Here is a 19,617-nt window from a genome sequence, read left to right on the forward strand (position 1 = left end):
TCTAGTGCCCGTGCCTGTTGATGTAGTCGGCCATGCCGGGGACGGTGAAGGCCAGGTATCCGCGGCGGGGTGTGTACACGAGCCCGCTTTGGATGAGGGATTGTCTCGGGGCGGAAATCGCTGTTTGGGCTCTGCCGAGGCGGGCGGCGATTTCGCTGACAAGGGAGGGGGCGTCGTTGTCCTGGGCCATGGCTTTCATGAATTCCTGTTGGGCGCTTGTTGCTCGTTCCCACCGGGATTTGTAGAGGCCGGCGTCGACTTCGTCGCGTGCCCGTCCGATTCCGATACGGGCGTCGTCGATATCGATCGTTCGGGATGCTGCGACGTCCCAGATATGTTTGCCACAGGCTTGCACGAAGTAGGGGTATCCGCCGGAGGTGTCCAGGACCATGTCCAAGGCCCCGGAGGACCAGGTCACGCGCTCTCGTTGGGAGGGTGCGACGAGGGCTTCTTTAGTGTCCTCTGGGCTCAGTACGTCCAGCGTCCGGTAGAGGTACATCCGTTCTGCGTAGCTGGAGGCTTTGGCCAGGACTGCTGGTAGTGAGGGTAGCCCTGTGCCGAGGAACATCAGCGGCACGGGCCGGAGGTCTTGACCCAACTGGTGGAGGGCGACGTTCATTGCCTCCAGGTCGGCGATGGGCGCTTCCTGCAGTTCGTCAATTGCCAACAGCACACCGAACCCGGCGGCTCGGGCGGCTAGGCCCAGTGATTCAAGCATTTCAGCCAGATCCGTTGAGAGCTGTCCGCTATCGGCCTTACCGGCCGCCGGCTGGACATCGAAACCGAATCCATAGGCGCCGTTGGGGTCGATCTTTATCTGAAAGGACCGGAAAACCGCGAAGGTTCCCTTGAATGCTTTCCTGACCTTCTCTGACGCTGTCGCCGCTTTCCGAAGCGCGACATAGATTTCCTTGGCCAGTTGCACGGCCAGTGGCTGGCTGCTGGAGGCTTCGAGTTTGATGACGATCCATCCGGCGTCGATGGCGTCTCTGCCGCATTGGTTCAACAACACGGTCTTGCCGACGCCCCTGAGCCCGGAAATGATCCAGGGCCTTTCGCCTTCTCCGGAAGTGGCCACGGAACCAAGAAGGGCTGTGTAGTCTGCGAGCACGTTCGATCGGCCGGTTAGCTCCGGGGGCACCCGACCAGCTCCGGGCCGGAAGGGATTAGGGGCGTTCAAGATCATGAATCCCACACTATCGGCTTTTATCTAAATTTCAAGATAAACGTGGATAGTGTGGGATTTTATAGCGGTTTGGACTCTAACCCGCTACCTTTGCGGCTTTCTTCCGCCAGATCTCTAGGATGTCGGGGTTGAGCCTGGTGGTGAAGCGTTTCTTTTTGCCTGCGTTGATTTCAGTGGCCAAATTCAGTAACTCCCGGGCTGCCTCGCCTCTCCAGTTGCGGGCCAATGCTCCGGCAAGCAGATCGTTGGGGTCGAACTGGTGGCCAGCTGCCTTTAGCTTGGTCAGACCTTCGGTCACGGTGGAGTGGTCGCTGCTGTGCGATAGGCCGGTGCTGGAGTTAATGCTGTTCGTGAAATGATCCATGGCAGCCGCGACGACGGGGTCAGCGATAGCTGGTTCTTTGGCCTCAATAACCGGGCCGCCGAGGTGCTCAGGCTTGAATGCCGTGATCCACGGCTGAGCCCCGACCATCCCTTCAGTTCCATAGTGCCGGTCGTGATGGGCGGGTCCTGTGATGCCGAATGCCAGGACGGCCGAGGGCATCCGCTTCCTCTCGACCTGCCACAAGTGCGCCGGTTGGGGCCGGTACAGGAACACGGGCCCGGATGGGAGGGAATCGAGTTTTCCGCGGGAGTCCGTGTAGATCTTTGCCCCTGCCTTGGCCAAGGCAGCGAGCATGGGCGCGTCCTCCAGATCGTCACGACGGCCCGCTTGGATCCCGACTCCGCGCGGGTCCCCGTCTGCGTGGCTCAGGCACCAGGTGATGGCCGACGTCAGGTCCTTATCGTGGTCCTCATAGAGGTGGTCGTGGGGAAGCGCCACATAAGCGCGGGGAACGGCTGTCCGGTCATCCTCAAACATCATGTCCAGATACTCTCACCGACGGCTGACAATTATGACTCCTCATCCCGTCGACGAGCCTCGTCCAAGTCTTCCTCGTCGTCTTCAGGGGTTCTCATCAGTCGTTCCACGAACAGTCCCGCGCCCACTACGCCGCCGGTCCACTGAATCGCATTCACTGCCGCCGCCTGATGATCCGCCAGCGTTACTTCCTGGCCCGGCTTGGCATCAGCGGTCCCATATATCAAGAACCCGTACAGCACGAAGTAGATCGCCAATACCACCATCCCGCGCCTCAGCAGCCTTTCCCGCGGACCTGGTCCATGAATGACGATCTCGCGGGTCGCAGCCTCGTACGCCGCCAATGACGCCTCGCTGGTAAGGAAAAACGCCTCCAGCTCCTCGACAAGCTCTTCATCAACCTCAACATCCGCCAGCGCGGCCACGCGATCCTCATCGCTGAGGAGTTCCGTTGCCTCCAGCACAATGCCCAAAGCACGATCTTCACTAAGGCGAACCCCCTGCGAATCAGACCGTGTGAAGCCATAGAGACCTGCCGCGGCGCTCGCCTTGGGGCCGAGGGCGCCTGTTAGACCGCCAGGCATGCTGATGCCCGTTGAAAAAACGGCGTGTTCAGCAACGCCTCTGAGTATGGCCGGATCCGCCGCCAGGAGATCACGCCATACAGTGACCCCGCCCAGATTGCCCAGATCGAGTGGACGGCTAAGCCCTTTGATTGCCTCTTGGAGGCGAGCCTGGGTTCTAACGTAGGCGAGAGATTCTCCGTACGCTTTAAGTGCGTTATTGAGCGCCGGAGACTGTCCTAGCCCGCTGAGGTGGGTGCCGACGATGTCTTGAATTTTCGGCCCCGAAAGTGTCGGCAGCTCGAGTTTCGGCATCGCCACCTTGGCGTACATGTTGGTTATGTTCGCCATGTCCTTCTGCCACTGAGGATTCAGTGTCGAGTCGATCCTCTTCCAAAGGTCCTCGAACTTTGCGAGCGCGTCGTACGTCATTGCAAAACCGTACAGCTAAGCACGCTCGTGTTTCTGGCTCCGTGCAGCTGTCCTTGTAACGGGATCAATGATGACTAGGTCGTTAGGTTCCAGATCAGCGTGGTTCGGTCACGTTGCCGTCAAGAAGGGAGGTGTTTGCCAAATAGGATTATTGGCATGGATGCCTCTGTTGCTCAGACCGTTTCCGAGAGCGATGAAACGGAGGGGCTGGAGCATGTAGCTGAATCTCCCGCCGAGGAAGCGGAGTCTCCGTCAACAGAAGATACCTCTACCAACTTGCTTCTGTTATCGGCTGGGTATGACGAGGTGCAGCACGGCGCTTACGTCCGCCATTTGAAGAATGCCCTTGAGGGCGAGGATTCGGGACGGATCCGCAACATTGCCTTAACCGGTGGTTACGGCAGTGGGAAGAGCAGCATCTTGGAGGCCCTGGACGCCGGTGATTCCGAGCGGAAACTGTGGAAGAAACAGAAGCCGAAGAGCAGGATCCTCAGCCTCGCGCTATCTACATTGGGCGACGAGTCTTTAGCCGGGGATGCCCCACCTGTTTCTAAGACCAACCGGATCCAAAAGGAACTGGTGAAGCAGCTCCTCTATCGTGAGGAGAAAGTTCCCGGTTCCAGGTACCGGCGCCTTGGGTCCTTCCAGTGGCGGCGGGAGCTTGTTGCAGCATTGATGGGCTCGGCAGTCTTGGTCGTTCTGGGATACATCACGCGGTTCACTGATAGATGGATCAACTTCGCCGGCACCTTCCCTTCCGGCCGGCTGGGCATGCACCTGGCACTTTTTGTGTTCGTCGCGTTGGTGTTCTTCGGGGTGAGACGGGTTTTCCATAACCGTCTCTGGATCGATAAGTTCGTCGCGGGCCCGGCAACCATTTCTCTTTCGAACGCATCCGGCAGTTACTTCGATGAGTACTTGGATGAGATCGTCTACTTTTTTGAAGCCACGAAGTACGACGTCGTGATCTTTGAAGACATTGACCGGTTCGAGGATCCGCACATTTTCCAGACCCTTCGGGAACTGAACACCATTCTTAACAACTCGACGCAGCTCGGTCGGAACATCCGCTTCGTTTACGCCATCAAGGACAGCATCTTCGAGCAGCTCGGCACCGAGGGTGCTGGGTCTTCAAACGTTAAGGGGCCAGTCCAGAGCTTTGACGCCGCCAAAGCAGAAACCGAGCGGGCTAATCGGACGAAGTTCTTCGACGTCGTCATACCGGTGGTCCCTTTCATCACGCACCGCAGTTCCCGCGATCACTTGACCGCCATGCTCGCAAAGTCCGGCTTCGAGATCTCCCGGGACCTGATCAACTTGGTTGCGCGGCACATCGTGGACATGCGTCTGCTCAAGAACATCCATAACGAGTTTGCAGTCTTCCGGGAGCAGTTGCTGCTACCCGCAGACCGGTTGGAGGGGTTGAACGCTGATTCCCTGTTCGCCATGGTCGTTTATAAGAACATCCATCTGTCCGATTTTGAGCGGATCAAGGCTGGAACCAGCCAACTGGATGAACTGTATGCTGCCAGCCGGGCGTTGGTAGAGGAGAACGTGACCAATCTGGACGAGGAAGCCGAAGATATTCGGGCGAAGCGCTCTCGCCGAGATGCCGCGGTGTCGATGGCAGAATCTCTGGGCGAGGCCTTGGAGCGGTATTTTGAGCGGGTTTTCCGGCATCAGAACCAGAACATAAGCGAACCGTACGACATGGTCACATCCGTGTCGTGGAAGTCGACTCCTGTTCCTATCGCTGAAGTCCATACCCCCGGTTTCTGGCGGAACTACACCGAAACAGGCGAAACCCTCACAGTCACGGCTCTGGGTAGGTATAAGGCCTTTTTCACCTTCGAGGACGTAGGCGAGGAGTTGGGTGAGGACCTGTCTCCGGCTCAGTGGGAACTGCACAACCGCTACAGGCTGGATATGCGCCTCAAGGCCATCGAGGTTACCCGCAACGTGCTGATGAGTGCTGATATGGCCAAACTCATCCAGCACCCCGACCTTAAGCTTGACCGGCACAACAGGAGGTGGGATTTCAACGACATTTGCAAAGAGCTCCTGGGGTCACGTTTGGCAGTGGACCTGGTCGCCCAGGGATATATCGACAGGAATTTTGCCCTCTACACTTCACACTTCCAGGGAGTTCATATCAGCCTGCAGGCAATGAACTTCATCATCCATCATGTACACCCCAACACCATGGGAAACTTCTACGATCTTTCGAAGCCGGAAGACATCGACGCTGTCCTCAACGACCCCGACACCAACCTGCGCGAACGAAGTATGTACAACTTGGGCATCGTGGACTATCTCCTAGAAAAGGACGATCCCCGATGCGACCCCATTGTTCGCAATCTCGCCGCGGCATCTGGCCAGGACGAGCTGAAATTCCTGCAGGTTTACCTGAGAGGCGGAAAACATCCGGCCGCCCTCTACCGAAAAATGGCCTCCAGCGCACCCAACATCTTCCAACGGATACTCAAACTGCATGTGGAGAACGACGTGAAAGCGACGTTGGTCAACGCGGCACTGTCGGGGGCCGAGGAGAACATCGACTACAAGCTTGATGGACTCCTGCCCTACATAAAGGGAAACTACACCTCGATGAGCATCTTCACGGCCCACGACGAATCCACTGAAACGGCCGGCGCGCTGGTGAAGATCATGGTCTCCCTTGGAATCTTGTTCCCCACCATCGCGACCCTGAACCAGTTCTTCAAGCAGCTCGCTGCAGAACACAGCCTCTACGAGATAACACAAACCAACCTGCGAGTTGCACTGGATGGACAGACGAATCTGGCACTGAATGCCATCAAAGACAGCGACGTCACGGTCTACAACCACGCCCTCAATAACGCCCCCAAGTACGCAGAACTCATAGCCAACGCCACCCCACCTGCACACACGATCAGCTCCCCGGACCGGTTCGTTGAAATCCTCGAGGAAGCCCTCGCGCTGGATGTCACATCGGCCGAAGCCCTGATTCCTGATGCCTCACCGGACTGCGGGATCGTCAACCTACAAGATGTGAGCAGCGACCTGTGGCCCGCACTGGCGAAACATAACCGGCTCCTGCCAACTTTCAGCAACCTTGAAAACTACCTCCACACTCTCGGCAGCGTCGATGACGCACTGGCAGTCCTCCTCAACGCCACGGATAAAATCCAGGACTACGAGGACGAATCGGAAGACAACAAGCAGGCGCTCGCCGTCACCATCCTCAACGCTGATGAAACCCTCCTAAAGCCAGAAGTCAAGAGTCGCCTGGTCCGAGGCCTTGAGCTCGAAGAATATATCTCCATCGCACTTGTCCAGGTTGCCGAGGGCCAACTTCTTGGTGTCTTGATACGGGACGGGATCGTTGTTGACGAGGTCGCATCGTTTGACTCCGCGGTAGGTCTTGCCTGGGACACGCGAGAGTTCGCAATCCGTCACTCAAGAAACTTCCACAAGTACATGAGTCCCGCGCACTTACCTGCAAAGGACCTTGGACCTCTAATGACGAGCGAGGCAGTGCCTGAGGACGTGAAAGCGGCGGTGATACGACGCCTACCCGAATTTGCTCCGGGGGCAAGCCGATCCGGCCTCACGGAGGTAGCAAGCTACGCACACAGCAAGCAGATAGAACTCGACGAAGCGTCACTCCGGATCCTTGCAGCCGGGAAAGCTGACCCGATGACATTCATCGACGTTCTGGAACCCGCTCTGACGACCCTAAGCACTGCCGTGGTGACGGAATTCCTGGAACTCATGGGCGCCCCCTACAAGAAACTGACCGAATTCGGAGGCACCGTTAAACTCCCCCGAACCGCGTCCCATCGAGCCCTCGCGTCCTTTGTCGAGAAGTTCGGGCATGCCAGCTCGGACAACTGGGCCAAGACTGACGGCAAGCGAGACTTCCATGTCTACATGAAGAAGCGGCCCCCGAAAGCTTAGGACCTCCCTAAAGGAGACAAGGACCTTTCCGGGGCTGTCGTGGGCAGATCCTCAATCAACCCCTGAATGCCCCTGTTGCCTGGCAACGGCGCCGGCTGTTGACGGCACGGATGGGTGATGGCTTTCGGTTGCTGGTTTTTGTCTGGCGAGTAGGAGGAGGGTTGTGCCGGTCAGGAAGCCCAGGATCACTGCGAGGTTGGTGAACGTTTCGCTCTGCGGCCATAGTGTTCCGCCGGCGACGAAGAAGTCGTAGGTGAAGTGGGCGAGGACAAGGGGCCAGACGGAGAGACCGTATCGGAAGATCAGGAGTTGGCCAGTGGCCCATACGGCCACGGTGAGGGCCCCCGCCCAGCCTTGGTATGTGTGCATTGCTACGCGGACGATGATGAATGCAGTGGCCAGAGCCGTTGCCATCCAGAGAGCGTTACGGCTTGAGAAGGTGCGACTGATGAATGGTCGGTCGCTACTGCGAGCGAACGACGCGCCTAGCAGAACGAAGCCGAAGGGCAGGGCCAGGAAGATCACTTCCTCGAAGATGCCGGCGTCAGCTGACTGCAGGAATCTTGTCCACACTGGCTGTTCTGCCCAGGAGGCGGCGATATTGGATGGTTGTCCTCTACCGAGCAATTTCTCAATGAGATCATCGACGACGGTGACGCTGACCAGAATGGTGCTGAAGGAGAGCAATGTGCAGGCCAGGAAGACCGTCCAAGGCCGCCGGCGTTGAGGAAGGTGCAACCCGAACGTCTTTCCGCAGCCACCTGCCAGGAGCAGCACGACAATGATCAAAGTCAGGACCAGGGTCGCAACAGCGGTGGGCAAGGGATTCTCTGTACTGGCTGTGATGGGCGCATCAAGCGCTGGAGGATCAGCGGTGGCTAGGTACTCGAAGCTGAAGGCTGACAGAACACCTACCCCGATGGTCAGGCCGACTCCTTTGCTGGCCTGACGTGCAGCGGTGACAAAAGTACTTCTGATTGAGGTGGTTCCGGGTGTGTGGGACATTCTGCTTCTTCTGATCGTGGCATAGCTTCTCGCCGCGGCCCGGGTGATGGAGTTGATTTCACCTGGGTACTGCACTGGGGCGCTTCACTTGAGTGGCGGTAGGACGTCGATTTTCGCGATGTCTTCGAGCCGAACAAAGAGCCGATGTTGGCCCTTACGCAGTCTGCCTTCAACGATGAGATGCCAGCCGGTGAGCTGGGTCGGGTCGGTCAGGTCCGTGAAGTATCCAAGCCATTCGCTTGCGACGGCCGCCGGCAGCAGGACGGTCATGAGCTCTGCACTGGGCTGTCCTGGGTTCAGGAAGAGGGTCCCGTCCCCTGTAAGGGTGGGGCGTGCAATGACTCCCCAGAACGCCATGAGGGGCGCCTCGCCGGTGGCCCGTGGTGCTGCGTGTTGTTCGGTTGCGTCCTCGAACCGGCAGAAGTAGTCCGTAGCCAGGACGTCCCGTCCCCGGTCCGGGACTGTGATTCTGAAGTTCGGGGCCGGGTAGTTCTCGCTGTTGCGCAGTTTTTTCAGTTGGGTGGCAAGGCCGGATGTGCGCTGGCGGTTGGTGGGGTTGGAGCTTTCCATAACGTAGGCCTGACGGGCTCTTCCCGTCGGGCCGGTGCCTCCGCCCTCGTCTTCGATGACACCGGTCACTGACATTTTTCTGGGGCGGTCGTAGCGGATGGTTAGGTCCGAGCCGTCGTTGTAGACGGCGTCGACCTCAGCGGCATCTTCGGGCTCGTCGGTTTCGGTTTGGATGGTGCGCGTGCGGAAGTCGCATTCGGGTGTGTGGTGCCGAGATCCGAACGCTGGGGACCCGTTGTTCCGTGCTGGGCTGCGGAAGTACGCAATGGCCTGGCAGCCGTTACCGATGCACACCCAGGCTTTATTGCGCTCGGTCCTTTTGGCGAACCATCCATCGTCGTGGAGGACCTTCTGCGCCCAGAAATCGGCCGCGTCCCATTCCTGCCCATCGATCAGGCTCTTTGCAATCTCCATGACTTCACCCCCAGTTCGTCCGTCCAGAAACCCTGTGGCCACAGAACATAGGGTCAGGCATGCGCGCCCTACCCCGCCAGCAGGGACAGCGAAGCCGCTGCCACTGCACCAGCGCCCATAAGGCCCAATCCAAGCTCTCGCCGAACTCCGGGAGAGGTGAGAAGTCGCCAGCCACCTATGATTGACAGCGCGGACGCGGCACACACCAGAAAAATCAGTAAAGTCTTCATCGTTTTCTCCCCCAATGGGACACATACCCGTTGATGTCAGACCTCAATAGTGAGTCCCGGGTCATAGTTCAGCGCTTCACGTTGACGGCCTGCAGCTCGCCGATCCTTGCCTGGGTCTGGCCTTGAGTCGTGGTGGCAACCGCACCACTCGCGCCGCCCGTAGCAGTCCAAGAAACTTCCCAATTGGACGTCGCAGTAATCGTGTACGGCTGGGCACCGTTAGAGGGCGACATCATCCCGTACCGGTACCCGCAGGTAGGGCTGTCAGTATTCCCATTTCCCTCGAGGTAAACGGTCCCCGGGTTCGTGCAAACAACGGTCTGCCCATCCCCCATCGAATACGCAACGTTGGCCACCCGGGCAGTCGCTGTCACCGTCACTCCGCCAAGCGTTGCTGTCTTCTCGTAAGGACCCCAAGCAAGGGCGTCACCCTGATTCTTGACCCACAACCACACGGGCAGACCTACTGCGCCCTTGCCTGATTCCTCAGTGGTCGAACCGATCTCAACACCCTTCAGCTGGAATGTCTTGATTAGAGCGGCAGCCGCCTGTCCCGGGGTAAGCGTGTTCATCCCTGCCGGCGGAGTCGTCAACCACCGAGGAGCCGAAACCGAAGTGACACACGGCAACGCGCCCCCACCAGCAGGAGCGGCCTTACACGGCGGATCCACACACACATACCAAGCACCATCACCGGCTGTGCCACCGGCGGGCGGAGCATCCTGAGGATCCTGCAACTTCATGTAGCAACCACGATCAGGCTGATAAGCCCCACGCTCCGGATCACTACAAGGAATCTCATTCTCCTTGGTCTCCTCAGCACCTTGGCGGAAACACGACGTCGGCCCCGGAGTAAACCCCGTCACGGGGTCTGTGACCACCACAGCTCCCCCACCAGGCGTCCCCGACGTAGGAGGAGGCTTGACAGAGCAAGTCCCCAGATTGCACCGGACACCATCTGCAAAAGCTGCTGGCACCGAAACGAACGGAACGACTACTGCAATTAGTGCGACCGTCAATGCGGTCAAGACTTTCTTCAGCATGAGATGACTGCCCCCGTTGGCAAGATGTAGTTGCTGACCGTCCACTTGCTTACTGCCGGGTCGTAGGTCACTTCGATGTTTTCCGCTGCCCTCATCACGTCCCCCTTGTTGCCCGGTGTTCCATCAGCATTCAGAGGTTTACTGCCACTGATGTCGTTACATACCGTGAGCCCAACAAACCCGTTCTTGATCGTGGCACCCCCCGGAGGAGTCGCATCAGATGCGTAGGACTGAGTTACAGACACAGCCCGGCTTCCCCCCACACTCACACCCTTTGCTAGAACCTGAGCCGCTGCATCGTGGACATAAGTCCGTGCCGCCCCTGTTGAGACGGCATCGACTCTCTCCGGGTTCTTTCCACCGTCATTGAGAATCTGGTCCGTGACCGCCCAGTACTCCTTGGTGACAGCCGTCGCGGCGGCAATAGCTTCAGCAGAGTCCTTAGGAGCAGCCGCGGTTGCCGCTGCGCTCGCGGTAGGTGACGTGGATGTAGGTGTCTCGCTGCTTGTAACGGTCGCCGATGGAGTGGGCGAAGGTTGCGTGCAGCCGGTGAGGAGCAAGACGCCAACCGTAAGGGCTGCGAGGCCAATCGAAGGGGCGCTCAAACTCTTGGTTTGCATTTGGATCTGTTCCTCTCTCGTGGGTCGCTCAATAACGGCGCTGACCCGGTTCCTTTTCCTTTGACATCCTCCCCGAACTGAAAGTCGGGGATTCTCGGCTGCATCGCGGCCGATTGGTTGACGCTGCCAGCGTGAACCGCTGGACCTCTACGTCCTGACGCCCCGTGCCCCGGGGCCAGTGTTGCTAATCCGCGATCAAGGATGACTGCGGCTGCATTGAAGTCGGCATGCGCCTCGTGCCCACAGGCTATGCATTCAAAGACCGCTTGGCTCTCACGGTTCCCAGGTGCACAGTGCCCGCAAACGGCGCATGTTCGACTTGTGTTCTTCGGATCCACCCGGACCACGGCCCCGTCGGGCATCTTGTGTCCGAGTCGGTCTAAAAGCCGGCCCCAGCAGGAAGCCAGAATCGCCTTGTTGAGCGCGGCCTTCGCTCGTGCCCCGTTGGGAAGGAACGCGCCCGGGTTATCTGTGTCTAGGTCAGGCTTCGATTGCGGGCGCCTAACCATATTGCGGATCCGGAGGTCTTCAACGGCAACAAATTCATAGGCAAACGCGAGGGTTGTGGTTGTCTGCTCTACCCAATTTCCGCGGCGTTGCTCCAGACGAGTCCGCAGTACGCCCATCCTGTCGAGTGTCCGCCCACGACGGTTTGACCCCTTGTGTTGCCGGGCCAGCTGCTTCTGGAGGGCGAGGAACCTCAATTGCTCATTGTCCGTCAAGGCGGGCGCTTGGAGCATCTTTCCGTCCGAGGTGGCGAGTGTGTTCTTCACACCCCGGTCTATTCCGACGACAGCATTTGTTCGGGCTTCTATCTTCGCGGCAGGCGGCGTAGTGAAGGCGATGTGCCAGTGGCCGTAGCGAAGGGTGACCCGAGCACTGGTTGCGGCTTTGATGCAGTACCAGGGCCGGGACGCACGGAACCGGACCTTCCCGATCTTCGGGACGTTCACCACTCCCCACTTCCGGTTGAGCCGTTTCACAGCCAGGTCTCGGACGACGAATGACCCCTCGCGGTCGTTTCGACGCTTGAATGATGGATGCTTCGCCCGACCAGAGAAGAAGGCCTGGAATGCACGCTCCAAGTCTCGCAGTGCGGCCTGCTGCACACTGGAAGAACCGGCGCGAAGCCAGTCGAGTTCCCCGCGCAGCTCAGCGAGCTCCCGCATCTGCGTCAGCGTGGAAACTTTCGGTGGCGATAGCTCACCCCGCAGATGCTTGTCACGCCTCCACATCGAACGCTGCTCCAGCCCGATGTTGTAAACAAAACGATGATGGTGGCAGTGTTCGACCAAAACCGCCCTCTGGTCCGGGCATGGATAGAGGCGCTGCCGGATACTCATGAGGCCAACGCTAGTAGAAGGGTCCGACACTCTCGGAGCATCGTTCCCGGCGGTACAGGCGCGGCATCGGAGGGGACGACCGGGGTTTTGAAGTGCTTCTGCTGCATGACTGTTCACGGCCCGCTCAGTAACTGCGCCGACCCGGTCCCTTTTCCATGGAGGGTGCCGACGAAGAGTGATAGGAATTTTGGCTTGTATTCCTTTTGCGCGGTGACGGTAACTGTCTGGCCGCTGACCTCAACGGAACCAGATACGCCTGCAGCTGCCAGATACTTGTTCGCGGCGGCGATGGATTGGCCTGCTGAGATGTTGACCGCACCGCTGCTTGGGAGCTTGGCGTTTACGCCCCCGTTGGCTCCGGCTCGTGCGGCACCCTGAGCGATCGTTGTTGCTTGTTCCGCTGCTTGGAATTGCCCTGCACTGTCCACGACGAGGCCGACGACCAGGATCAAGACGGGGACCAGAAGTACAAACGCCACGGCGGCGTCACCCCTTTCCTTGGCCATCCGGAGTGTCTTCATGATTCGAGTAATCACGTGGTTTCTCATCTCTGCCGGAAGGCGTCCACGGGGGACGACGCAGCACTGGTTAGGGTTTTGGTACCGGGGATCCCGGGGATCCCGATGTCACTGAGATTGGCCTGGCATGTCACCGTGGCTTTCACGGTCCCTACTTCTCCCAGGGGCACACGAAGCCCGGAGGTATCAATGTCCACATTCAGGCTGGAGCAGTTCACTCCTTGCTGGGCCATAACTCTCAGAGCAGCTTCGGACGCGTTGGCCCGGGCCCCAGCCTCCGTGCGGGCCAGAGAAGCGTCACGGGCAGCAGCCGCTGCCGAGCTTTCCACAACATTCCCTGCCACGGATACCCTCCCCGCGAAGATCAAGAACCCAATTACCAAGACGATGGCGGGAGCGATGATCACGAAGGACACCGAGGAGCTCCCCTCCTCGGATCGTCTAAGCAATTCACGGATCATCGTCACCGGTTCACCCATCGTTCTGTTGGTCCGGACACTGTCTGTGTCACTGAGGGGCCACCCCACCCCGGAACAATGGTCGGGGCGCTTCCCGTGACGGTGACACTGACTTGGTTGGCTGTACGGCTGACCGATACGGAGGCCCCATTGAGAGAGCCGCCGTGGTTTGCAATGACTTGGCTCCCAGCAGCTTGTCCGCTACCAGCCGAGCCGTTGCTGACCCGTGCGTCGTTGTAGGCGGCGGCCGCCGCCGCGTGGGCGACGTTCTGGGCTTGGTACCACAGGGATCCCTGGATGATGCCGAAGAAGATCAAGAGCACAACCGGGATGATGAGAACGAATTCCACGGGCGCACTGCCGCGTTCTCTGCCTTCGGCCATGTGGTTTCTCATCTTCTTCAAGGGTTGGTTTCGTTCTACTGGAGTTGTGCAGTCTTTGACTGGACGAAAGCGGTGACGGCGGCAATGACGATAGCTGCGATGGCGATTACGCCGATCAGAATCAGCACCCACCCGGCCGCGCCATCGCCTGCTTCAGCCCGAAGGCGTAGGCGGCCGAAGCGTTCTGCTGCTTCTTCACGCAACCCGTTGATGAGGATTCGGGCCAGAAGGTAAATCTTGATTACGGTGTTCACTGTTGCTCCCTAAATTGTTGGTTGTTGAGTTCGTGTCCTTGGCCCTTCATCCGAAGGGGCCAGCGTTACATGATTTTGAGAATGAGCGGTGTCATAAGAACGCCGCCGAAGATGAGGGCCAGAACCGAAATCAGGATGGTGACCCTTTCGGAGGCCTTGTTTGCTCGTGTGTGTTCTTCGTTGAGCATTTTGACTCGCAGGCCTTGTCCTGAGGATCGGAGCGCCTCGTATACGGATGCTCCGTCGTCTCCAGAGAGGCGGACGATCTTTGCTGCCTCCCCCAGTTCCGGCACGGAGATGTCCTTGGATAGAGCAACCAATGCGTCCCACGGCTGAGTGTGGTCGTACCGGGACCGTGTCAGTTCCTGATTGATTCGAATGAAGGGCCAGGCTTTGCCGATGGCTGCAGCATTTTCCAAGGCAATGGCCGGCGGCTTACCGCTGCGGCGCTCGGCAGCGACGAGCTCCAGATAGACCGCTACGCACCGAACGAACTCCTTCCGGGCCGCAGCAGCCTTGTCTTTGAGGAAGATGTCCGGAAGGAACCAGGCCGTAGCCGCTGCAACGAGCCCGAATACGGCAGGGATCGCGAAGGGCAGAATACCTAGTATTTGGACGTAGAGTCCCATGAGGATCATCGAAGTGAACCCGCCCACGGCCCACAGAGCTTTGGTGTAGATGAACTTATGGACAGTCGTGCCCACAAGAGCCAAATCCATTTCGGGAATGCTAAACCCTGGAATGGCTGGCAGCCGCTGGATAACCCATGATGCGACGCGGGTTTCGAGGGTGCGACGTCCACCGTCAGTCGCAGCAGTGGTTGTTCCCAAACGGTCCAGGGCAGCACCCAACTTGGGGCGGGAAGGAAGGGCCTGGGCAACCACCAGAGATACGGCGAGGCCTATCAACGCACCGCCAACAAAGACAATCATCAGGACCTCCTTCCGGTATTCACAAGCATTCGCGGTATCGGCCGGGCGGCGACCACTTGCTTCATGGCCACGAGGATCAGCGCAATAATGCCGAGCCATCCGGCAAACATGATCTGGCCAATGGGGGATTTGTATGGTTCAGAGAACGCTGACATAAACGGGATGGCCAGCAGCAGCCCGATTGTCAGCCCGGTGACGACCCTGGCGTTCCATCGCGGCTTGGAGCGGTCCGACGTGACCTGTCGACGTACCCGGACTTCCTCAAAGACGGTTTGAGCCAAGTCATTGAGCGCGTTTACAAGCCCTTGTCCGCGCTGCTTGGCGGCGAGCATCAAATTCATGACCACCAAATCGCCCGTTGGATCGTTTAGGTCATCTGCGAAGGCCTGGAGGGCATCCATCGTCGGCCAGCGGCCCTCCAACCTGGCCACCAGTCTGGAGACATCTCGGTAGATCTCGGGTTTGGCGTTGGACAGGGACGAAGTCAGCGCCCGCTCTAGTGGAGTGCCGGTAACAATCAACCCGGACAAACTTCTCGTCCACGTTTCGATGGCCTCCAGCTTGTCGGTCTGGGTCTTTTCACCTTGATCCGAGAAAATCGCGGGCATACCCAGGATGGCCAACGGAATGGCGACGATGAAGATTACCCAGCCTGTAGCGAACCAGAACACAACGCCGGTGACAGCTCCCACCAACAGGAGGATGCGTGTCCTGCGGGAAACCCCTGTCCTCATTCTCTGGAGGCGAATCTGAAGCCGTCCTGGCGCCTTCGTTGCTGTGTTCTCCGGAGATGGAACCAAGGTCAGCAAGGCAGCAAAGATCCCGCCTAGTCCCAGGACTACGCCCAGTGCTGTGAGGATTGCCGGGGTCATTGCTGGCCTCCCCTGAACCTGGAGACATCAAGTCCTGCCCGGATGAGGTCCTGCAGCAATCTTTCGTTGGACGGCAGCCGGCGGAAATGTGCTTGCCGGTCCCCTGGGTCCAGACGGAAGACATCCTGTGTTGCAACGCCCCGCTCCCCTTCTGCCGGGAGCACTTCGCTGATGTGGGTCACGCGTCGCACGGAGTTTCCGTCTTGATCGACACCCTTGCCCATCTGGATCACAAAGTCGATGTGCCGGCCGAGCTGCTCCATCATGTAGGACTTACCGTAGCGCTCGATGCCGAGCCCTGCGAGGCGGTCAATGCAGTCATCTGGCCCATCCGCGTGGGTGGTGCTCATGGTTCCGGCGCCGGCCTGCATCGCGTGGATCATGGAGACGATTTCCGGACCGCGAACTTCACCCACCATGATGCGGCGGGAATTGAGTCGCAGGGCTTTCTCCATGCACTTTTCGAGGGTGTACTCCCCGGGGGAATGGCCGTAGGCGTCCCGCTCTCCACTACCGGGGCGGTATTGCAGCGCGAAGGGTGGCACGATGCGTCCGTGGAGCTGCTTCAGGTGAAGCTCTCGTTCTTTCTCGATGGTCACGATTTGTTCCATCGGTCCGATTTTTCCGGCCATGGCACGCATCAGGGTCGTCTTCCCGTCGCCACCTTCACCCGATATCACTACCGTCTTTTTTGCCTTCACGATCATTTCGCATAGGTGGGCCATGTCGTGGCTGAGCGTCCCGAATTCCACCAGCTGATCAAGGCTGATATTGATGTACCGGTGGATACGCAGAACCGCTGAGGGACGTTCCGCGATGGGCATCGCAACAGCCGCGAGGCGAACGTAGCCCAGCAAATCCATATCCAGGTCAGGCTGAGCTGAGGAGAATGGCCTCGCCTCATCGCCGTTGCGGTTGGCGAAGAACTGCAGGTCCTCCATCAATTGCTCGTCGGAGGATGCCACTGGCGCAACCTTGACCATTTCCCCGTCGCTGTACTCGACAAACACGAGGTCGTGGCCATGAATGTGGACGTTCTCTACTTTGGGGTCATCCAGCAGTTCTTGGTACCGGCCGAGTCGAAACATCTGGTCGAAGGTCGCCTTGATGACCTGTTGGTGGTAGCTGTCAGACCACACGCTGCGCTGGCCGTCAGAACGGAGCTGTTCAGCCACGTGTTCAGAGACAACGTCGATGACATGTTGCCGGCCCATCTCTTCGCGAGCTTCCTCGTTGAGTCCATGCCGGCCTTCAAGGGACTGCACGTGGCGGTCTGCAGCTTTGCGTCGGAATTCGGCTACAGCAAGCCAGAAGGACTCATCCCCGATGGAGGGTTGACCAACGTCGCGGATTTCATCTTCAAAGGCTGGGACTCGTCGATTTACCTCTTCCGCGGGAATGTCTGACGTCGGGTTGGGTGGGCTCACCCGAGTACGACCTGCCCTACCCAGGTGGGCTCTGGCTGCGGCGGGAATTTGAAACGGCGTAGCAGGTGCGTCGGGCTGGGTCGTTGAGTTGGACTGGAAGAAGGGAATTGCCGCAGGGTCAAAGCTGTGGGTGTCGTCGAAGTTGTTCACGGACGTGCCTCCTCGTGTTGGGAAGGACGGCTTCCCAAACGCTGTCCCCGGTCCCGGATCTGCGTATCCCCGGCAGCCGCGAGTGCGACGAGGCCGGAGAGCAGGTCCGAGCGCTTGAAGGATCTGGGTTTGGGAGCTCCTTGGGAGAATACGGCGGCGGTTGTTGGGTCCCATCCGAGTTTGCCGACGGCGGGGGTTTTCAGGTTTTTCTCGATGTCACCGACGCCGTAGTTACCGACGACGGTTTTCCTCAGGACCAGGCCTAGGTAGTCTTCGTGTCCGACCCGGGTGAGTATCGCGCGTATTGAGGCCAACGGATCCACCAGGGCTGCAATGTCCGGCAGGACCGGGCATGCCTGCACGAGGACCGCGTCTGCCATTTGCAGGAGCGGTGTACGAGCGTCTTCAGGGGTGTATCGTCCGGCGTCGATGATGACGTCGACACCGCTGTCGGATTGTTGGGACAGCAGTACAGCCAAGTCAGACCACAGTCCCACCATGTTTCGGGCCGCCGCTGAGTTCGAGATTGCGGAGAGCAAGTACTTTCCGGACGCTGGGTCTGCCCGGTTGGGATCTGCGGCGAGAGGGACTAGCTGGTCCCACATCGCCTCGTTGGTGAGTCCGGCGTGTTGAATCTGGACGGCTAGCGGCAGTAGTCCGCGGCTGTTGTCCAGTGCGCCCTGCATGTAGCCGGGAATTATGCTGCTGGGCTTTGTTGTGTCGGCTTCGACAAGGATGACCGGTCGGGGCCAGACTTCTGCAAGACCCAGCGCAGTAGTCGTTACTCCTGGTGATCCGGTAACGCTACATAGGAAGATCGCTGCCATTATTTACTTCCCCGACTCGCTGTTTTGCAGGGGGTCCAGGATGAGGCCCGCATTGCCCGAAGCTGACCAGGCAACGACCTCGGCCGCAGCATCAGTGGGGACGACGACATCGACGATGATCAAACCTTTGACATCGTCAGCTCGTGTGGAGTCCACAATTCCGGCCACGGGCGTTGCCTTGGTGTCGATCTGGCCGCCCTGTGTGGGGGTCCTGATGATTCGTACATGATCGCCTGTTTGGAGCTGGCGTGAGGGGACCTGGGCAGTGGTCAGGCCTACACCGACAACGGAAGTGCCGTCCCTTATCCCGAGGTTGGGACCGACGTTGTTTTTGGTGATGAGGGAGCCTTTCGGCAGGTCCACCGTTGCTTGCTGACCGACCACGGATCCAGATTGCTCGATTGGCACTGCGCCGTTGCCTGCATCAGATGCGATGTTGATGCTGGTCAAGTTTGCGGCGGTGATCTCCTGGCCTCTGACCAGACCGTCTTTAGCAACGAGCACTGCCACTTGGTTGTTGGCCGATAGTCCGAAATATGTCACGAGGCCACCGACCAAAGCCAAGGCGATGCAAAGAGCCACAAGTGCTGGCCTCTTTCGTGCCAGCTTTGAGGGCGCGGAAAAAGCCGGGGGCTCCGGCGGCGCCGATTCGGTGCTGCTTGCCCTGCGGCTTGATCGGGTCTTAACGGTGCTCACCGGAGCGCCTCCTTGTGGCTTTGTGTGCCCATAGCTAGTCGATGGGGTAATCTGAACATATCGCAACTCAACAAGTCAAATGATGAGTTAGCGTGTTTAGTGTTTCGATGCGGCATGATTGAGGGCGTGGTTAAAGTGGTCGACGCGGGTCTAAGCGAGCAACTGGTAGAGGTTGCCGCCGTCTTCGGCACAACGACGCGCCTGGGGATCCTGGGATATCTCCGCAAGAACGGGCCGGCGCAGACGGGAACAATCGCCAAGGACCTCAACGTTTCCCGGACCACTGTTGCTGCAGCATTGGTTGCACTAGAAGAACTGGGTGTGATCATTGGCGACTCCCCCATGGACCAGCGCCACGGAAAACGAGTCATGTACAGTGCAGATGCTGCGCGAATTGACGCCCTGCTTAAAGCGCTCAGAAGCGCACTGGATGTCACCTAACCCCCAACTTTCCCCAATGTTCCATTGTCCTACGAGCGGCAAGCCGAATCCTCTGGCGGAACTCCATGGGGTTCGGGCGGATGCGGGCTTACCCGTTCCTCTAGACACCTGACGTTGATTAGTGGCACAGAAGTGCACAACCTGTCGACAAAGCCAGGATTTACCTCTCTGAATCACCATATTCCGTTTCCCCTGAAGTTCGTTGATTGGGCCGATCAACAGAGGTAGGTGGGAAGGTGCCATATTTTGCAACAAGCATTAGATAAGGCGTGAAGCCATGCGGTACGTCATACGTGAAGCTCTGTAGGAACACACGCGTCAAAACCCATGTTTAGCCCCGCGTGTAGCACCGTTGACACGAACGCAGTACAAACAACGTTTGGTACTACTGCAGTAATAACAACATGAACAACATTCCAAAACGCATGTAGACATACTTTCCCGACCGCAAG

At 58.8% G+C, this 19,617-nt stretch carries 19 protein-coding genes; 2 read left to right on the forward strand and 17 right to left on the reverse strand.

Features of this window, described 5'->3' with window-relative positions:
* Position 1 precedes the first annotated feature (1 nt).
* The 3 genes from KCX59_RS22550 to KCX59_RS22560 form a co-directional block, all read right to left on the reverse strand.
* On the reverse strand, positions 2 to 1,186 hold the full coding sequence (locus KCX59_RS22550) for an ATP-binding protein (RefSeq protein WP_179016925.1): 1,185 nt from the start codon (positions 1,184 to 1,186) through the stop codon (positions 2 to 4).
* 76 nt (positions 1,187 to 1,262) lie between these two features.
* On the reverse strand, positions 1,263 to 2,051 hold the full coding sequence (locus KCX59_RS22555) for a hypothetical protein (RefSeq protein ID WP_179016926.1): 789 nt from the start codon (positions 2,049 to 2,051) through the stop codon (positions 1,263 to 1,265).
* A 29-nt stretch (positions 2,052 to 2,080) separates the two neighbouring features.
* Entirely contained in the window at positions 2,081 to 3,043 is a 963-nt protein-coding gene (locus KCX59_RS22560; RefSeq protein ID WP_179016927.1) for a hypothetical protein, read from the reverse strand.
* A 156-nt stretch (positions 3,044 to 3,199) separates the two neighbouring features.
* On the opposite strand from KCX59_RS22560, the gene KCX59_RS22565 reads away from it, so the two are divergent.
* Positions 3,200 to 6,982, forward strand: a complete 3,783-nt coding sequence (locus KCX59_RS22565; RefSeq protein ID WP_179016928.1) for a hypothetical protein — start codon at positions 3,200 to 3,202, stop codon at positions 6,980 to 6,982.
* Positions 6,983 to 7,033: 51 nt separating this feature from the next.
* Here KCX59_RS22565 and KCX59_RS22570 read toward each other — a convergent pair whose 3' ends face one another.
* From KCX59_RS22570 to KCX59_RS22635, 14 genes are all read right to left on the reverse strand, one after another.
* Positions 7,034 to 7,987 carry a hypothetical protein gene (locus tag KCX59_RS22570; RefSeq protein WP_179016929.1) on the reverse strand — a complete coding sequence of 318 codons (954 nt, stop codon included), beginning with the start codon at positions 7,985 to 7,987 and terminating at the stop codon, positions 7,034 to 7,036.
* 84 nt (positions 7,988 to 8,071) lie between these two features.
* Positions 8,072 to 8,971 (reverse strand): hypothetical protein, encoded by a 900-nt coding sequence (locus tag KCX59_RS22575; RefSeq protein ID WP_179016930.1) that lies wholly within the window; start codon positions 8,969 to 8,971, stop codon positions 8,072 to 8,074.
* Positions 8,972 to 9,269: 298 nt separating this feature from the next.
* The gene (locus KCX59_RS22580) at positions 9,270 to 9,773 is read right to left on the reverse strand and encodes a hypothetical protein (RefSeq protein ID WP_179016931.1); all 504 of its coding nucleotides are present in this window, start codon (positions 9,771 to 9,773) and stop codon (positions 9,270 to 9,272) included.
* Positions 9,774 to 10,237: 464 nt separating this feature from the next.
* Complete coding sequence (locus KCX59_RS22585; protein ID WP_179016932.1) at positions 10,238 to 10,864, reverse strand: hypothetical protein; 627 nt, start codon at positions 10,862 to 10,864, stop codon at positions 10,238 to 10,240.
* The gene (locus KCX59_RS22590) at positions 10,846 to 12,207 is read right to left on the reverse strand and encodes an RNA-guided endonuclease InsQ/TnpB family protein (RefSeq protein WP_179016933.1); all 1,362 of its coding nucleotides are present in this window, start codon (positions 12,205 to 12,207) and stop codon (positions 10,846 to 10,848) included. Before KCX59_RS22590 ends, KCX59_RS22585 begins: the two co-directional genes overlap by 19 nt.
* A gap of 113 nt (positions 12,208 to 12,320) precedes the next feature.
* A complete protein-coding gene (locus KCX59_RS22595; RefSeq protein WP_179016934.1) occupies positions 12,321 to 12,728 on the reverse strand; it encodes a pilus assembly protein TadG-related protein in 408 nt (135 codons plus the stop codon).
* Between the two features lie 23 nt (positions 12,729 to 12,751).
* Entirely contained in the window at positions 12,752 to 13,141 is a 390-nt protein-coding gene (locus KCX59_RS22600; protein ID WP_218648912.1) for a pilus assembly protein, read from the reverse strand.
* Between the two features lie 47 nt (positions 13,142 to 13,188).
* On the reverse strand, positions 13,189 to 13,566 hold the full coding sequence (locus tag KCX59_RS22605) for a TadE/TadG family type IV pilus assembly protein (RefSeq protein ID WP_179016936.1): 378 nt from the start codon (positions 13,564 to 13,566) through the stop codon (positions 13,189 to 13,191).
* A 35-nt stretch (positions 13,567 to 13,601) separates the two neighbouring features.
* The gene (locus tag KCX59_RS22610; protein WP_159701393.1) at positions 13,602 to 13,820 is read right to left on the reverse strand and encodes a hypothetical protein; all 219 of its coding nucleotides are present in this window, start codon (positions 13,818 to 13,820) and stop codon (positions 13,602 to 13,604) included.
* A 65-nt stretch (positions 13,821 to 13,885) separates the two neighbouring features.
* Positions 13,886 to 14,752 (reverse strand): hypothetical protein, encoded by an 867-nt coding sequence (locus KCX59_RS22615; protein WP_179016937.1) that lies wholly within the window; start codon positions 14,750 to 14,752, stop codon positions 13,886 to 13,888.
* Entirely contained in the window at positions 14,752 to 15,624 is an 873-nt protein-coding gene (locus KCX59_RS22620) for a type II secretion system F family protein (RefSeq protein ID WP_159701387.1), read from the reverse strand. The genes KCX59_RS22615 and KCX59_RS22620 overlap by 1 nt, the downstream gene beginning before the upstream one ends.
* Positions 15,621 to 17,201: a CpaF family protein gene (locus tag KCX59_RS22625; RefSeq protein WP_179016938.1), complete on the reverse strand. Its 1,581-nt coding sequence runs from the start codon at positions 17,199 to 17,201 to the stop codon at positions 15,621 to 15,623. Before KCX59_RS22625 ends, KCX59_RS22620 begins: the two co-directional genes overlap by 4 nt.
* A complete protein-coding gene (locus KCX59_RS22630; RefSeq protein ID WP_179016939.1) occupies positions 17,198 to 17,887 on the reverse strand; it encodes a hypothetical protein in 690 nt (229 codons plus the stop codon). The genes KCX59_RS22625 and KCX59_RS22630 overlap by 4 nt, the downstream gene beginning before the upstream one ends.
* Positions 17,888 to 18,031: 144 nt before the next feature.
* The gene (locus tag KCX59_RS22635; RefSeq protein ID WP_179016940.1) at positions 18,032 to 18,724 is read right to left on the reverse strand and encodes an SAF domain-containing protein; all 693 of its coding nucleotides are present in this window, start codon (positions 18,722 to 18,724) and stop codon (positions 18,032 to 18,034) included.
* A 114-nt stretch (positions 18,725 to 18,838) separates the two neighbouring features.
* Between KCX59_RS22635 and KCX59_RS22640 the strand changes: the two genes are divergently transcribed.
* Positions 18,839 to 19,165, forward strand: coding sequence for an ArsR/SmtB family transcription factor (locus KCX59_RS22640; protein ID WP_179016941.1), 327 nt, complete (start codon positions 18,839 to 18,841; stop codon positions 19,163 to 19,165).
* Positions 19,166 to 19,617 lie beyond the last annotated feature (452 nt).

The sequence above is a fragment of the Paenarthrobacter nitroguajacolicus genome, from assembly GCF_051027655.1.
In the GTDB taxonomy this organism is placed as follows: Bacteria; Actinomycetota; Actinomycetes; order Actinomycetales; family Micrococcaceae; genus Arthrobacter; species Arthrobacter nitroguajacolicus.

Coding starts and splice junctions, on each gene's coding strand:
- KCX59_RS22560 (WP_179016927.1), bottom strand. CDS start 3,043: ATGACGTACGACGCGCTCGCAAAGTTCGAGGACCTTTGGAAGAGGATC.
- KCX59_RS22630 (WP_179016939.1), bottom strand. CDS start 17,887: ATGCAGGGCGCACTGGACAACAGCCGCGGACTACTGCCGCTAGCCGTC.
- KCX59_RS22565 (WP_179016928.1), top strand. CDS start 3,200: ATGGATGCCTCTGTTGCTCAGACCGTTTCCGAGAGCGATGAAACGGAG.
- KCX59_RS22595 (WP_179016934.1), bottom strand. CDS start 12,728: ATGAAGACACTCCGGATGGCCAAGGAAAGGGGTGACGCCGCCGTGGCG.
- KCX59_RS22615 (WP_179016937.1), bottom strand. CDS start 14,752: ATGATTGTCTTTGTTGGCGGTGCGTTGATAGGCCTCGCCGTATCTCTG.
- KCX59_RS22605 (WP_179016936.1), bottom strand. CDS start 13,566: ATGGCCGAAGGCAGAGAACGCGGCAGTGCGCCCGTGGAATTCGTTCTC.
- KCX59_RS22555 (WP_179016926.1), bottom strand. CDS start 2,051: ATGATGTTTGAGGATGACCGGACAGCCGTTCCCCGCGCTTATGTGGCG.
- KCX59_RS22590 (WP_179016933.1), bottom strand. CDS start 12,207: ATGAGTATCCGGCAGCGCCTCTATCCATGCCCGGACCAGAGGGCGGTT.
- KCX59_RS22580 (WP_179016931.1), bottom strand. CDS start 9,773: ATGAACACGCTTACCCCGGGACAGGCGGCTGCCGCTCTAATCAAGACA.
- KCX59_RS22570 (WP_179016929.1), bottom strand. CDS start 7,987: ATGTCCCACACACCCGGAACCACCTCAATCAGAAGTACTTTTGTCACC.
- KCX59_RS22550 (WP_179016925.1), bottom strand. CDS start 1,186: ATGATCTTGAACGCCCCTAATCCCTTCCGGCCCGGAGCTGGTCGGGTG.
- KCX59_RS22620 (WP_159701387.1), bottom strand. CDS start 15,624: ATGACCCCGGCAATCCTCACAGCACTGGGCGTAGTCCTGGGACTAGGC.
- KCX59_RS22585 (WP_179016932.1), bottom strand. CDS start 10,864: ATGCAAACCAAGAGTTTGAGCGCCCCTTCGATTGGCCTCGCAGCCCTT.
- KCX59_RS22640 (WP_179016941.1), top strand. CDS start 18,839: ATGATTGAGGGCGTGGTTAAAGTGGTCGACGCGGGTCTAAGCGAGCAA.
- KCX59_RS22575 (WP_179016930.1), bottom strand. CDS start 8,971: ATGGAGATTGCAAAGAGCCTGATCGATGGGCAGGAATGGGACGCGGCC.